The organism is Flavobacterium sp. KH_001, from assembly GCF_057840745.1.
Genome location: NZ_CM174520.1, coordinates 979,362 through 992,656, shown reverse-complemented (window position 1 = coordinate 992,656; position 13,295 = coordinate 979,362). Strand labels below are relative to the sequence as shown.

The following is a 13,295-nucleotide window of genomic DNA, read 5'->3' as shown; positions in this document are numbered from 1 at the left end:
AAAAATGGAAAACTAACACAACCTCAAAAACCAAATTACAACATGAAACAAAACCTAACTATTTTATTTTTACTTCTAACACTGGCAGGCTATTCTCAACAACTTACTTACAGAAGTGGTGGAACAGTTTATAATTCTGAAAATAAAAAACTCAAGCCAGATGAAGTTCGATTATTATTGGCAAATAATTCTGAGGCACTTGCACTTTATAATTCAGGAAGAAATAAAAAAACATGGGGGAATGTTCTTTTTTACGGAGGATTAGGACTTGTTGCTACAAATTTGGTTGTCGGAATGAATAGTGATAATATCACGGCAACGTACTCAGGTAATGGATATTATGCATCTCCACAGTCAGAGCGTACTAATATGACCGCTGCTATTATTGGCGGCGCGCTCTTGATTGCATCAATTCCGATTAAAATAGGATATCCTAAAAAAATTAAATCGGCACTAGAAAAACACAATGTTGGTTTGGCTGATAGTTATAAATCACAGCCGAAAACTACTTTACTGGCAAGTGCTAATCAAATTGGTTTTAGAATTGAATTTTAATTATTTAGACTAAAATTAAGAAAAGCTATAGTTGTAAAATTGTAGCTTTTTTTCATTTCATTTTCAAGCTTCCTGTTTAAATTTGCAGTATGTCTGAAGCACCTACATATCGTAAAATTATCCATATTGATATGGATGCTTTTTATGCTTCTGTTGAGCAAATGGATAACCCTGCTTTACGCGGAAAACCTGTTGCTGTTGGAGGTTCAGAGAATAGAGGAGTAGTTTCCGCGGCAAGTTATGAAGCTCGTAAATTTGGTGTTAGAAGTGCGATAAGTGGAGTTTTAGCCAAAAAATATTGTCCTGAAATAATTTTTGTCCGGCCGAGATTTGATCGGTACAAAGAAATTTCAGGTAAAATTCATAAAATTTTTCATGAATACACCGATTTGGTAGAACCACTTTCGCTGGACGAAGCTTATTTAGACGTAACTCAGAATAAAAAAGGGAATCCGAGTGCCAGTTTATTAGCTCAGGAAATTCGATTAAGAATTCTAAATGAAGTTGGATTGACAGCTTCGGCTGGAATTTCAGTTAATAAATTTGTAGCTAAAATTGCCAGTGATATCAATAAACCAAACGGACAAAAAACAGTCAATCCGGATGAGATTTTATCTTTTTTGGAAGAATTGCCTATTCGGAAGTTTTATGGGGTGGGAAAAGTAACTACCGAGAAAATGTATCAACTGGGAATTTTTACCGGCGCCGATTTAAAAACAAAGTCGGAAGAATTTCTGGAAAAGCACTTCGGAAAATCAGGTGCTTTTTATTATAAAGTAGTGCGGGGAATCCATAATAGTGAAGTAAAATCATCTCGGATCACAAAATCCGTGGCAGCAGAACATACCTTTGATGTGAATTTGTCTTCGGAGATTTTTATGTTGGAGCAACTGGAAAGAATTGCCACTTCACTTGAAAAACGATTAAAAAAACATAGTATTTCAGGTAAAACAGTTACTCTGAAAATCAAATACAGTGATTTTACACAGCAAACACGTAGCAAAACATTGCTTTATTTTATTGCTGATAAAAGCCTAATCCTTGAAACGGTAGAAGAATTATTGTACCAGGAAAAAATGAAAGATTCTGTTCGCTTACTCGGAATCTCTTTAAGCAATTTGAATACAGAAGAGAAGAAAGCGGTTGTTGTTCAGTTAAAGTTTGCTTTTTGATAAACAAACTAGCGTTAAAAACTTAGAAATCTAGCTTTTATGATGAATTTTCTCTCTATCTTTACTGTAGAAAGTTTTTCAATACCACTTCAAAAATGAAAAATACTAAAGAAGAAATCCCGCAACGGAATACCGTTCCCATTTTATCCTGGGATTTTCACTATGAATATCTAAATGAACTACGGGCAATTTTTGTGGATTTAAAAAAAGTAAATAAAATTTCAAACCGGTTTAAGTGGAATGATAAAAACCTGGAGATCAAAAACCGAATTTTAGACGAAGTGATTTTAGTTACTGATGCGAATTTGAAAATCGTTTTTGCCTCAAACGGAATCAAAAAAATGACAGGCTATACAGAAAGCGAAATTCTCGGGAAGACACCAAAGATGTTTCAAGGGCCAAAAACGTCTGAAATCGCCTTAAAAGAGATGAAAATAGCTATTCAATCACAAGTTCCATTTGAAAAAACAATCGAGAATTATAAAAAAGATGGCGAAATCTATAAATGCAAAATAAATAGCATCCCTATTTTTAATTTAAAAGGTGAGCTGTCGCATTTTATAGCTTTTGAAAGCGTTGATAAAAGCGCTTGAGGGTATTTGCCACAAAGTCACTAAGACACGAAAAATAATTTCCTGCGATAGTATAAAAACAAAAAACCGCCCAAAAAGGCGGTTTTTAAATATAAAATTTTGTGTCTTAGTGTCTTTGTAGCAAATCTCTTTAAAGGTTTTCAAAGAAATCATTCCCTTTATCATCTGTAATAATAAATGCAGGAAAATCTTTAACAGTGATTTTACGAACAGCTTCCATTCCTAATTCTTCAAAGTCAACAACTTCAACTTTTAAGATATTATCCTGAGCCAAAATAGCTGCCGGACCTCCAATAGAACCCAAATAGAATCCACCGTATTTGTTACAAGCATCGGTAACTTGTTTGGTACGGTTACCTTTTGCCAGCATAATCATACTTCCGCCATGTTTTTGGAATTCATCTACATAAACGTCCATACGTCCTGCGGTTGTTGGTCCAAAACTTCCTGAAGCCATTCCTTCCGGAGTTTTTGCCGGGCCAGCGTAATAAACAGGGTGATTTTTAAAGTATTCTGGCATCGGTTGACCCGCTTCCAGCATTTCCATAATTTTTGCGTGAGCGATGTCACGGGCAACAATTACGGTTCCGTTTAGTTTTAAACGTGTTTTTATTGGGTACTGAGATAGTTTTGCCAACATATCTTTCATCGGCATATTTAAATCAATTTCAACCGGAGCTTCTAAATGTGGAGCTGTTTCTGGTAAAAATTGTTTCGGATTTACTTCTAATTGCTCTACGTAAATACCGTCTTTCGTAATTTTTCCTTTGATATTTCTGTCAGCAGAACATGAAACTCCCAATCCAACCGGACAAGAAGCGGCGTGACGAGGCAAACGAATTACACGAACATCATGTGTGAAATATTTTCCACCAAACTGTGCCCCAATAGCACTTTCCTGGCAAATTTGCTGCACTTTTTGTTCCCATTCATGATCACGAAAAGCCTGACCAGCCATGTTTCCGGTAGTTGGTAGATTGTCGTAATATCCGGCAGATGCTTTTTTAACCGCGCTTAAGTTCGCTTCCGCAGAAGTTCCGCCAATAACCAAAGCTAAATGATATGGAGGACAAGCCGAAGTTCCTAAATCCTTAATTTTTGCACGAACAAAAGCATCCATAGACTTTTCATTCAATAAAGATTTAGTCTGCTGATATAAATACGTTTTATTAGCAGATCCACCACCTTTTGCCATGAATAAAAATTCATATGAATTCCCTTTTTTAGCATAAATATCAATCTGTGCCGGAAGATTCGAACCTGAGTTTTTCTCCTCAAACATCGAAATCGGAACAATTTGAGAATAACGTAAATTACGTTTTTGGTACGTATTGAAAATTCCTCTGCTCAACCATTCTGCATCATCAACGCCGGTAAAAATGCTTTCGCCTTTTTTGGCCATAACAATTGCAGTTCCGGTATCCTGGCAGCTTGGTAACTGACCTTCTGCAGCGACAGAAGCATTTTGCAGTAAATTGTAAGCTACAAAACGATCGTTATCTGTAGCTTCCGGATCATCAAGAATTTTTCTTAATTTTTGTAAATGACTCGTTCTCAACATGAACGAAACATCTGTTAACGCTTCTTCGGCTAATAATTCTAATCCTTTTGGATCAACTGTCAGAACTTCACGTTCTCCAAATTTTTCAACTTTTACAAAATCAGAAGTAATTTTGCGATATTGTGTATCATCCTTTAAAATAGGATAGGGGTCCTGGTATATAAAATCAATCATTTCTTTGTTTTTGACAAAGTTAAAAATTATTTCTCTAAGAAAGAATTTGAATTAGGGGTGTTATGTAGGTTTTTATTCTTGTTTATGAAAGTCATCAAAACTCATTTTCTTCTCAAAATAAGTCTTGTCTTTTGCCGAGAGCAATTGCTTTTTCCATTGATTTCCGCTTAAGCGAAAAACAATTGAATCAGAATGTTTTTCAGTTCCCATGTTTTCATCATTATCATCAGGTTCAAAAGAAACCGTTTTGCAGTAGAACGATTCAGGATTGGCTTTCGCCGAAGGATTTTCGAACTCGACCCAGCTTCCCCAACCACTATCAGACATTGTGTACCAATCATAAACCAATTGTATATCATTATTTTTTAAATAATATAGATAATGGCTTTGATTGTAACCACAAGCCGGATACCCAAAACTAATTTGTATAAATAGGGAATTTTTGGCACTTTCTGTTCCTAATCCGTAGATAGCGGTCCATTCGGAACCTTTATTGACTCCCTTAATGGTGATTTTTGAAGTAGTAGTTTTGGTTTTATTCTGATAAAAATCAAGTTGGTATTTTGCCGTAACAATACTGTCTTTGTCCGCTTTTTGCTCTAAAAGATTTGCCAGAATATAATTGTCCTTTGATGTCTCTTCATAATCAGCAATAGAAATTGTGTCTGTTTTTAAGAAGTTTTCTTTCACTGCAATGGTTTCGGTTTTATTTTTCGGAGTTGCTGCGATTGCCTGATCGACTGGTTTTGGTTTTTGGCAAGCTATTAAAAGGCATGTGATAAAAAGATATTGTGGTTTCATTACTGTGTGGTATTTTATTAATTCAATGAATTGAAATTTGGTTTTATTTTTAAACCGGATTAAAATTTCTTGATTCATATTTTTAAACCGGATTAAAATCCGGCCCTACAATATAATCCGTTCCTCATGAACTCTAAAAAAAAGAGCCGTAGGCTTGCCCTATATTGTAGGGCTGGACTTCAGTCCAGTTTAGATAAAATAATAATGTTTTAAAAAAACCAGCTAGCCACAAAAATTGCAGTAATTACGCAAATTACATCCACCAAAAGCATGGTTCCCAAAGCGTAACGCGTATTTTTAATGTTTACGGAACCAAAGTATACCGCAATCACATAAAAAGTACTTTCAGCACTACATTGGAAAATACTGCTCAACCTTCCTGTTAAGGAATCAGCGCCGAAAGTATTCATCGAGTCAATCAAAAATCCTCTTGATCCTGCTGAGCTAAAAGGTCTAAGCATGGCAACCGGCAAGGCATCTGTGATTTGTTTGTTGACACCCATATTCGAGAAAACAAAGGCAATACCATCACTGATAATTTCAAATAAACCGCTGTTTCTAAATAATGAAATGGCAACCAACATCCCTAAAACGTAAGGAAAAATAGTAACTCCCGTTTTGACTCCATTATTTGCCCCTACTACGAAAGATTCAAAAACAGTTGTATTGGCATCGGTAAATTTCTTTTCATGTATGAAGGAGAAAATCAAAGTAGCAAGAACGATCACCATCAGTATCAATGCAGAAAGATTAGTGGTAAAGTAGTTTTTACCAATTAAATCTAAATGGTTTACATACATTAATAAACCAATGATAGCGGCAATTAACACCATTAAGCCAATAACCAGAGAAGCACTTTTGAAATTGATTTTTTGTTTGATTCCGACAATTAAAAAAGCAGCAATAGTTCCAATAAAAGAAGTAATGATACACGGAAGCATAACATCTGCGGGATTACTCGCACCTGCTGCAGCGCGGTAACCGATAATTGAAGTTGCAATTAAGGTTAAACCTGAAGCATGAAGACACATAAACATAATCTGCGCGTCACTAGCCTTGTCTTTGTCAGGGTTTATTTCTTGTAAACTTTCCATTGCCTTAAGACCAAACGGAGTTGCAGCCGAATCTAATCCTAAGAAATTGGCAGCAAAGTTTAACGTCATATACGAGATAGAAGGGTGGTTTTTTGGAATACTTGGAAACACTTTTACAAAAACCGGACTTAATACTTTTGCCAGTTTTCCTGATACTCCTGAAATGATTAAAAGCTCCATTAATCCGCAGAAAAAAGCCAAATAAGCCATTAATGGTAAAATTAAATCGAGTAAGGTAGTTTTACAAGTTGGTAATAAACCATCAGATTTTTGAACACCGCTAAAAATTTTTACGGTTTTGTTTTTATAAACGTAAGTGGTGTCAGCATTAAGCGTATCACGATTGATGATCATGGTTTGCTCCGGCGCTTTTTTGATGCTGTCTTTGATGAAAGCAGGAAGTTGTTCAGCGTATTTTTCGGAAATAAGAATAGGATCGTCTTTTTTGCCATTCAGAACATAATCAATGGTATAAGTGTTGGCAGTAAACAAACTGAATATAACAAAGATAATCGACGAAATAAAAATAGTTAACCAAAATCTACTTAATACCATAGCACTGTTTTTTTTGTAAATGTAATTATTTAGCAATAAAATGCACAAAGATTTTAATGTTGAAACGGGAAGAATTTAAGGGGAATTGTAATTTTTCGATATGGAAGTTTGATTTTTGATGGGTATTTTGATCAAAAAGTTATTTCTTATAAGAACCTAAAGTCTTGATAATATTGGGTTTTTATAAATAGGATATTGCTTTTATGAGCTATTCTCACCCTCACATGGTGAAAAATTTATAATAAGTATTGTTTTAATTTGAAACAGTTCCTCCGTAGTTCCTCAAGTATTCTATTCTATAACAATTTTGGTTTCCAAATAGTTTTCAAAAGCCTTAATGCCTTCAAACAGCACAGCTTTTTTGTGATTTTCGGTTTCATTAAAAAATTGTGTTTCTATTTTGGCATGATCTTTTGCCATAGTTCTTTTCCAGATCCCAATTACTTTACTGTTTTCAAGAATAACAGGTTTAAAAATGCCATTGTTGGTAAATGCTTTCGATTGATGTTCGACTAAAATGGAAGCTTCTCTGGTTTTATATGAAATCAAAATCTCATCAAATGCCGGAAGAAAATGTACGCTTTCGCGGAAGTTGTTTTCATTTGAAATATCTGTTCCAAACCAATACATTTGGCCATTAATTTCAACAGAATTCAATCGCAACTTTATTGCATTAATAATCTTTTGACAAATTGTGGGAGAAAAACCAGACCACCACGAAAAGTCAAGAAGCGAGGCAGGGCCGTGACTCACGAAGTATTTGAGGGCTAGTTTTGAGAGGCCTTCTTCTTTGGTTAATTTTGATTTCGGCTTTGCAACTCGTTCTTCAAGTAGAGCATAAGTGATTTGTTTTCCTTTCATTCTGCCATTGCAAACCAAACCATCCAACTCCGCATTCATCATAATGGCAGCACTCAGGAAATCTTCCTTGGAAGTTTTTTTGATGCCGAGTTCCTGCATGATTTCATCACGGGTCAAGTGATTGCTTCCGGAAAGCAGTTTTTCGATTTTAGAATTGGTTTGATCGAATTTTTTGGCATCATAACCATATTTTTTACCAGCCGAAGCCGTGAATCTTTTTACCTGAGGCGCCGATACATCCAACATCCAATAAATATCATCAGCAGAAACAAAATGCCAGGTTGGTCGCAAAATATGAGTTCGGATAATTTGTGCAGAATTTATAGCTTCTTCAATTGCTGACTCAGTAGCATCACATCGCGAACCAATCGCCCATTTAGCCATCGAATAGTCCTGAGCTTGCATGGCACCAAGATGCTTTACAATTTCTTGCGGAGAGTTTGCATTAGTTTCGAGAAGCTTTTGCGAAACAAGCCTATAATGAGAGATTTCGTGATAAGTCATTTTATAAATCTTTAATAGCTAATAGTCAAAAACCTTTGTAACTCTGTGCCTTTGCAACTTTGAACCTTCAAAAAAAATCATACATGAATAATTTCCTCATCAATTAACAAATCTTCACGTCTCAAACGAAGGAAAATCTGGGCGACAGCTATTGTATCTTTTTCGCAATACGTTACAATTCGGTCAATGTCTTTTTCAACATAGAAAACATGCGCAACCTGACTTCCGTCAATATCGCCTTTTGGAGAAGGAACTCCCAAAATTTTAGTCAGTAATTTTAAAGAAGTGAAATGTTTGTAATCGCCAAATTTCCATAATTCTAAAGTATCTAAATGTGGAATCTCCCAAGGTTTTTTCCCGAATAAATTCAGTTTGTCCGGAATGGCAATTTGGTTGATAATCATTCTTCTGGCAATAAACGGGATGTCAAATTCCTTTGCATTATGTCCGCATAAAAGATGATACGGCTGATTAAAATGATTATTCAACAGATTATTAAAGTCTTTCAAAATCTTCTTTTCGTCTCCAAAAAAGGACGTCACTCTAAAATTTCGAATATCGCCTTTGATGGTAAAATACCCAACTGAGATACAAACAATTTTTCCGAACTCAGCCCAAATTCCGGCTCGATCGTAAAATTCTTCAGGAGTAAAATCATCTTTGCGCTGATATTGTGTTTTATGATCCCAAAGTGCTTGCATTTCCGCGTCAAGCGAATTGAAATTCTCTTCTTCAGGAACAGTTTCTATATCTAAGAAAAGGATATTATTAAGATTTATTTTTTCAATCATAATTATAATTTAAACACGAATTTCACGTATTATCACGAAAAGAACTGGTTTTAAAGAATTGCACAAACTTTAATATTTGTAAAGATAAAGCTATAAAATTAATTTGTGTAAATCTGTGAAATTTGTGTTTTAAAACAAACTTTGTTGAGTGGAAGGATTTTCGTGTTCCAATAACCATTTCTTGCGGGACAAACCGCCAGCGTAACCGGTTAAAGATCCGTTTGTACCAATAACGCGATGACAGGGAACAACAATCCAAAGCGGGTTTTTTCCATTGGCCGATGCAACGGCGCGGATTGCTTTTATATCACCCAGTTTTTTGGTTTGATCCATGTAACTTATGGTTTTTCCGTATGGAATTTCTAATAAAGCTTTCCATACTTTTTGCTGAAAGTCGGTTCCTTTCGGATTTAATTTCAAATCAAAGTCCGTTCTTTTTCCTTGGAAATATTCATCAAGTTGTGAAACGGCCTCTTTTAAAACCTCTGGTATTGCTATGGAAACTTCATTTGAACCAACATCAGAAACGGAGATTACAGCAATACCATTTTCATCTCCAATGATTTTGGTGATTCCTAATGGCGAATTGATATAAGCTGTTTCCATGATTTTTTACCGCAAAGGCGCTAAGGTTTACGCAAAGTTCGCAAAGTTTTTTTGTTTTTTTACCACAAAGGGCACTAAGGTTTTTCACAAAGTTCGCAAAGTTTTTTCTTTGTCAATATTTTTTTAAACGCTTTGTTTGAGATCACAAAGTATTGAACTTTTATATGAACTTATATGACTTATATGGTTTAATATTCGTTCAATTTGAATTGGTAATTTAGAATGTTTTCGATTTTTTCGCTTGAAATAATCTTTTTAATATTCGATTTTTCAGTGCTGAATTTTGGTAAAATAAGGTTTTGCTCTTTTGCTTTTTGCGTATAATAGTCTTCCCTAGTTGGATGAAAAGGCGCAACCGCATTGAAAACTTCATTCCATTTTGATTGAAGGATAATTTGTTCGATGATATTGATGCAGTCATTTTGATGAATCAAATTAACAGGGGCATCAGTATTTTCAAGGTTTTCTTTTCCGGCAAGAAATTTTACAGGATGACGGTCTTCACCAATTAATCCGCCAAAACGCAGAATGGTAGTTTCGAAGTTTTGATTTTCCTGCAGTATTGCTTCAGCTAAAAGCAATTGTTTGCCGCTTTCCGTTTCCGGATTTGGGTTCGTTTCTTCTGTAATTAAATCATTTTGATCTCCGTAAACAGACGTTGAACTCACAAAAAGTACTTTTTTGATGGTTGATTTCGCTATAAACGGAATCAGGTTTTCGATTTTCTCCAAGAAGACTTTTCTTGTAGAATGTGAAGTTTCGACATTATTTCCTCTTAATTTAGGCGGAATATCAATAATTAGAATTTCGCTTTCTGCTAAAAAATCAATTATAGCTTCTGAAATACTTTCGCTTTCAAGCGCCACTAAAAATGGTTTTATTCCGACATCTTTCAGAATTGAAAGTTTATTTTCAGAAGTTGTAGATCCGTTGACCGAATTTCCTTTCTCGATTAATTTTTTTGCTAAAGGCAAACCCAGCCAGCCACAACCTAAAATACTTATTTTCTTCATTTTCTTTAAAGGTGCAAAGATTCAGAGTTGCAAAGGTACAAAGGTTATTCAGAATCTTGTCACGAAAGATCACGCAAGAAATTCTACATGTAAATCGCCAATTTTTGTCGAGTTTCGAGTGTGATCCTTCGTTCCTCAGGATGACAAAAATGGCAAAAAAACTTTGCGTCTTCGCGACTTTGCGAGATTAAATTAAAACGTAAGTATTACAAATCCAGAAAAAAGCAAATTTTGTCTTTTCCTTTTGCACCCATCCGATGGTAAAATTTTATAGCTCTTTCGTTGAATTGTGGTGTTCGCCATTGCATGTTGACACATTTTTGTGCTTTTCCTATTTCTTTTAATTTATTGATTAGAACTTCCCCGATGCCATAATTTCTCGCTTCTTCTTCCAAAAACAAACAATCCATATAAATGAAATCTCCAGCACTCCAGGTTGAGTAGGTGAAATTATAAGAAACGTAACCTACAATGTCATTTTCAGTAGCAACCACTAAGCAATGCAATTTCGGATTTTCACTGAATAGTGCTTCTTTTAATCCTTCTTCTTTTCCTATCGGATCATAGTCGGCTTTTTCAAATTCGGTATGTTTTTGACATAAGATGACCAGTTTTGGTAAATCGGCTATTTCACAGGTTCTTATTGTATATTCCATTGCAGGTTGATTTCGGTTTGTAGAAAGGTTATAAAATGATGAAAATAGGCGGGGTATTCCTGATTGTCCCGAATGGCGATAAAATGCTTTCTTTTTAAGCCGTTTTTTCCAATTTTGATGGCTTTGATAGGATTGTTCTTTAAATGTGGTAATAAAGCCCATTTTGCCATCGACATGACGCCCATATCAGCCTTTACCATTTCAAGAGAAGCTTCGGTCAAAGGCAAAGCTGTAATCTTCTTCGGAGTCACTTTGGCTGGAGCCAAAATAAACTGATGAATCGTAACGGTTTCCATCGGAAGGGAATGAATCAAAAGATGTTCGTTGACAAAATCTTCGGCAACAACATATTTTTTATTCGCCCAGGCATGGTTTTCAGAAACGGCCATGACAACTTCATCCTGAAAAAGTTCCAGATACTTAATGTTATTGTCATTGATCTGATCACTGATGATGGCAATATCAATAGTATTGTCGAGCAATTTTTGAAGAGGAATATGTGTGGCTTCGGTTACAATTTTCAAATCTACATTCGGATAAAGTAAATGAAATTGTTTCATTACCGATGGCAGCCAGTGATAACTTGAGAAACACTCTGTGCTAATTCGGATTTCGCCATATTCTCCAAAAACCATTTGTTTGATTTGAGTTTGGGTTTGCGAGAGTTTGTCCAGAATTTCATTGGCCAATTCGTAGATTTTCTCGCCGGCTTTGGTCAAAACTAATTTTTTGTTTGTTCTCAAAAAAATGGCAGTCCCTAATTGATACTCAGCTTCTTTAAGTTGATGACTCAGGGCAGATTGTGTCAAATGAAGTTTGTCTATGGCCTTAGTGATGCTTCCTTCTTCGACAATTGCTTTTATCAATCGTAAGTGACGTATTTCCATTTTTTTGAGAATTTATACAAAGAAACAAAATTTTCGAACGGCTTTTTCATGAAAAAAAGTAATCAACTTGATGAATTCTTTTCGTTTTTATGGTATATAATGTTCTTCTACTTTTGAAAAAACAAAATCATAAAAACTAAAAAAATGGAAGCACAAATTAAACATTATGAAAACAAACTGGCGTTCGAAATGGATCCTTCTGATTTGTTTGATGCCTTGAATAATGGAGAAAAAGTAGTGGTTATCGATGCCCGAAAAGCATTTGGATTTGAAGCAGAACATATTCCGACAGCAATTAACATCCCGCATCGCGAAATGACAATTGAAAGTACCCAACATTTAGATAAAGAAGTTTTGTACGTGACCTATTGCGACGGAATTGGTTGCAACGCTTCGACAAGAGGCGCACTGAATATGGCAAAAATGGGTTTTAAAGTAAAAGAATTAATTGGCGGAATAGAGTGGTGGAAGTTTGACGGATATGCCACCGAAGGAACAAATGGTGTGAAGGCAGGATTGAAAATTGAATGTGCCTGTTAAAGAAAAAAGGGCAAACTCCAAATTAGAAGTTTGCCCTTTTTATTTTTTTTAAATAAATATTACTCAATTTTTACATTATTTTTCTCTGCAATTTTTTTGAATAAATCTTCTTTATTTTCAGATTTCATTTTTTGATAAATAGCCCCCAAAAGCTGTTCAGAATCTTTTACATATTCTGATTTTTCATTGGAGTAGATAATATGTGCCATGAAAATATTGTCAAGCGCTTTTTCATCATCATTTAAAACAAAATAATTCTTTCCGGCACCAAAGTATCCTTCTGCATTATTAGGCTGAAATTTGATTAGTTTTTCATAATATTCAATAGCGGTCTTAAAATCGGATTTTAGGGTATAAACAACTCCAATATTCATTAATGCTAAATCGCCTTCAGGAAAAATATCAAGTGATTTTTTATAATATTTTATAGCATTGTCAAAATCATTCTGTTGTCTGTAACAAACGGCGATGTCATCTAGAGCCAAAACAAAATTAGGATCTTCTTTCAACGAAAGCTGTAAAGCCTCAATAGCTAATTTATAGTTATTGGCTTTCATGAAATCCTTTGCAATGATATACGAGTTCTGCGCCTTTTCATTTTTTGAGTCGGCATAAAAAATAGTCGTTTTGTCTTCAGGTTCCTGAGGCAATAATTTTGGACATTTTTTAATTACAGCATCACTCACTTTTTGAATCATGCTTTTAATTCCGTCAACGGTATTGATTGATTCCCTGACTTTTTGATCTTTATCCGTCATTATGGTTTCAGACATTGTACTGGTCAAACAGTCTCTAAAAACAGTCTCTGTAATTCCCGAACTTTTACCTAAACACTCACACGTTTTTGTTGCTATTTTTTCTTCTACAGCTTGCGCATAAATAGTAGGAAAGCTTGCAAATGCCATAAAAATCAGGATTGTTTTCTTCATATA

General features: G+C 34.9%; 14 protein-coding genes. 4 read left to right on the top strand and 10 right to left on the bottom strand.

Annotated features, from left to right (window positions below):
• Positions 1 to 42 precede the first annotated feature (42 nt).
• From AC3ITQ_RS04525 to AC3ITQ_RS04515, 3 genes are all read left to right on the top strand, one after another.
• Complete coding sequence (locus tag AC3ITQ_RS04525; RefSeq protein WP_489236996.1) at positions 43 to 555, top strand: hypothetical protein; 513 nt, start codon at positions 43 to 45, stop codon at positions 553 to 555.
• A gap of 89 nt (positions 556 to 644) precedes the next feature.
• On the top strand, positions 645 to 1,727 hold the full coding sequence (gene dinB, locus AC3ITQ_RS04520) for a DNA polymerase IV (protein ID WP_489236995.1): 1,083 nt from the start codon (positions 645 to 647) through the stop codon (positions 1,725 to 1,727).
• Positions 1,728 to 1,822: 95 nt separating this feature from the next.
• Positions 1,823 to 2,320, top strand: a complete 498-nt coding sequence (locus tag AC3ITQ_RS04515) for a PAS domain-containing protein (protein WP_489236994.1) — start codon at positions 1,823 to 1,825, stop codon at positions 2,318 to 2,320.
• Positions 2,321 to 2,450: 130 nt separating this feature from the next.
• On the opposite strand, the gene AC3ITQ_RS04510 is transcribed toward AC3ITQ_RS04515, so the two are convergent.
• From AC3ITQ_RS04510 to AC3ITQ_RS04470, 9 genes are all read right to left on the bottom strand, one after another.
• A complete protein-coding gene (locus tag AC3ITQ_RS04510; protein WP_489236993.1) occupies positions 2,451 to 4,055 on the bottom strand; it encodes a fumarate hydratase in 1,605 nt (534 codons plus the stop codon).
• A gap of 72 nt (positions 4,056 to 4,127) precedes the next feature.
• Positions 4,128 to 4,856: a hypothetical protein gene (locus AC3ITQ_RS04505; RefSeq protein ID WP_489236992.1), complete on the bottom strand. Its 729-nt coding sequence runs from the start codon at positions 4,854 to 4,856 to the stop codon at positions 4,128 to 4,130.
• A 209-nt stretch (positions 4,857 to 5,065) separates the two neighbouring features.
• Positions 5,066 to 6,505, bottom strand: a complete 1,440-nt coding sequence (locus AC3ITQ_RS04500) for a nucleoside recognition domain-containing protein (protein WP_489236991.1) — start codon at positions 6,503 to 6,505, stop codon at positions 5,066 to 5,068.
• Between the two features lie 291 nt (positions 6,506 to 6,796).
• Positions 6,797 to 7,870, bottom strand: a complete 1,074-nt coding sequence (locus tag AC3ITQ_RS04495; protein ID WP_489236990.1) for a winged helix DNA-binding domain-containing protein — start codon at positions 7,868 to 7,870, stop codon at positions 6,797 to 6,799.
• A gap of 77 nt (positions 7,871 to 7,947) precedes the next feature.
• A complete protein-coding gene (locus AC3ITQ_RS04490) occupies positions 7,948 to 8,661 on the bottom strand; it encodes a 3'-5' exonuclease (RefSeq protein WP_489236989.1) in 714 nt (237 codons plus the stop codon).
• A gap of 129 nt (positions 8,662 to 8,790) precedes the next feature.
• Entirely contained in the window at positions 8,791 to 9,267 is a 477-nt protein-coding gene (locus tag AC3ITQ_RS04485) for a methylated-DNA--[protein]-cysteine S-methyltransferase (RefSeq protein WP_489236988.1), read from the bottom strand.
• Positions 9,268 to 9,455: 188 nt separating this feature from the next.
• Positions 9,456 to 10,280, bottom strand: coding sequence for an SDR family oxidoreductase (locus AC3ITQ_RS04480; RefSeq protein WP_489236987.1), 825 nt, complete (start codon positions 10,278 to 10,280; stop codon positions 9,456 to 9,458).
• Positions 10,281 to 10,486: 206 nt separating this feature from the next.
• Positions 10,487 to 10,936 carry a GNAT family N-acetyltransferase gene (locus tag AC3ITQ_RS04475; protein WP_489236986.1) on the bottom strand — a complete coding sequence of 150 codons (450 nt, stop codon included), beginning with the start codon at positions 10,934 to 10,936 and terminating at the stop codon, positions 10,487 to 10,489.
• Entirely contained in the window at positions 10,921 to 11,823 is a 903-nt protein-coding gene (locus AC3ITQ_RS04470; protein WP_489236985.1) for a LysR family transcriptional regulator, read from the bottom strand. Before AC3ITQ_RS04470 ends, AC3ITQ_RS04475 begins: the two co-directional genes overlap by 16 nt.
• A 144-nt stretch (positions 11,824 to 11,967) precedes the next feature.
• Here AC3ITQ_RS04470 and AC3ITQ_RS04465 point away from each other — a divergent pair, with 144 nt between their 5' ends.
• The gene (locus tag AC3ITQ_RS04465; RefSeq protein WP_489236984.1) at positions 11,968 to 12,363 is read left to right on the top strand and encodes a rhodanese-like domain-containing protein; all 396 of its coding nucleotides are present in this window, start codon (positions 11,968 to 11,970) and stop codon (positions 12,361 to 12,363) included.
• A 59-nt stretch (positions 12,364 to 12,422) separates the two neighbouring features.
• On the opposite strand, the gene AC3ITQ_RS04460 is transcribed toward AC3ITQ_RS04465, so the two are convergent.
• Complete coding sequence (locus AC3ITQ_RS04460; RefSeq protein ID WP_489236983.1) at positions 12,423 to 13,292, bottom strand: tetratricopeptide repeat protein; 870 nt, start codon at positions 13,290 to 13,292, stop codon at positions 12,423 to 12,425.
• Between the last annotated feature and the right edge of the window lie 3 nt (positions 13,293 to 13,295).

What these genes read in the sequence shown, in the direction of transcription:
- AC3ITQ_RS04490 (WP_489236989.1), bottom strand. Translation starts at nt 8,661, where the DNA reads ATGATTGAAAAAATAAATCTTAATAATATCCTTTTCTTAGATATAGAA.
- AC3ITQ_RS04465 (WP_489236984.1), top strand. Translation starts at nt 11,968, where the DNA reads ATGGAAGCACAAATTAAACATTATGAAAACAAACTGGCGTTCGAAATG.
- AC3ITQ_RS04515 (WP_489236994.1), top strand. Translation starts at nt 1,823, where the DNA reads ATGAAAAATACTAAAGAAGAAATCCCGCAACGGAATACCGTTCCCATT.
- AC3ITQ_RS04460 (WP_489236983.1), bottom strand. Translation starts at nt 13,292, where the DNA reads ATGAAGAAAACAATCCTGATTTTTATGGCATTTGCAAGCTTTCCTACT.
- AC3ITQ_RS04510 (WP_489236993.1), bottom strand. Translation starts at nt 4,055, where the DNA reads ATGATTGATTTTATATACCAGGACCCCTATCCTATTTTAAAGGATGAT.
- AC3ITQ_RS04475 (WP_489236986.1), bottom strand. Translation starts at nt 10,936, where the DNA reads ATGGAATATACAATAAGAACCTGTGAAATAGCCGATTTACCAAAACTG.
- AC3ITQ_RS04470 (WP_489236985.1), bottom strand. Translation starts at nt 11,823, where the DNA reads ATGGAAATACGTCACTTACGATTGATAAAAGCAATTGTCGAAGAAGGA.
- AC3ITQ_RS04480 (WP_489236987.1), bottom strand. Translation starts at nt 10,280, where the DNA reads ATGAAGAAAATAAGTATTTTAGGTTGTGGCTGGCTGGGTTTGCCTTTA.
- AC3ITQ_RS04485 (WP_489236988.1), bottom strand. Translation starts at nt 9,267, where the DNA reads ATGGAAACAGCTTATATCAATTCGCCATTAGGAATCACCAAAATCATT.
- AC3ITQ_RS04500 (WP_489236991.1), bottom strand. Translation starts at nt 6,505, where the DNA reads ATGGTATTAAGTAGATTTTGGTTAACTATTTTTATTTCGTCGATTATC.
- AC3ITQ_RS04525 (WP_489236996.1), top strand. Translation starts at nt 43, where the DNA reads ATGAAACAAAACCTAACTATTTTATTTTTACTTCTAACACTGGCAGGC.
- AC3ITQ_RS04505 (WP_489236992.1), bottom strand. Translation starts at nt 4,856, where the DNA reads ATGAAACCACAATATCTTTTTATCACATGCCTTTTAATAGCTTGCCAA.
- AC3ITQ_RS04495 (WP_489236990.1), bottom strand. Translation starts at nt 7,870, where the DNA reads ATGACTTATCACGAAATCTCTCATTATAGGCTTGTTTCGCAAAAGCTT.
- dinB (WP_489236995.1), top strand. Translation starts at nt 645, where the DNA reads ATGTCTGAAGCACCTACATATCGTAAAATTATCCATATTGATATGGAT.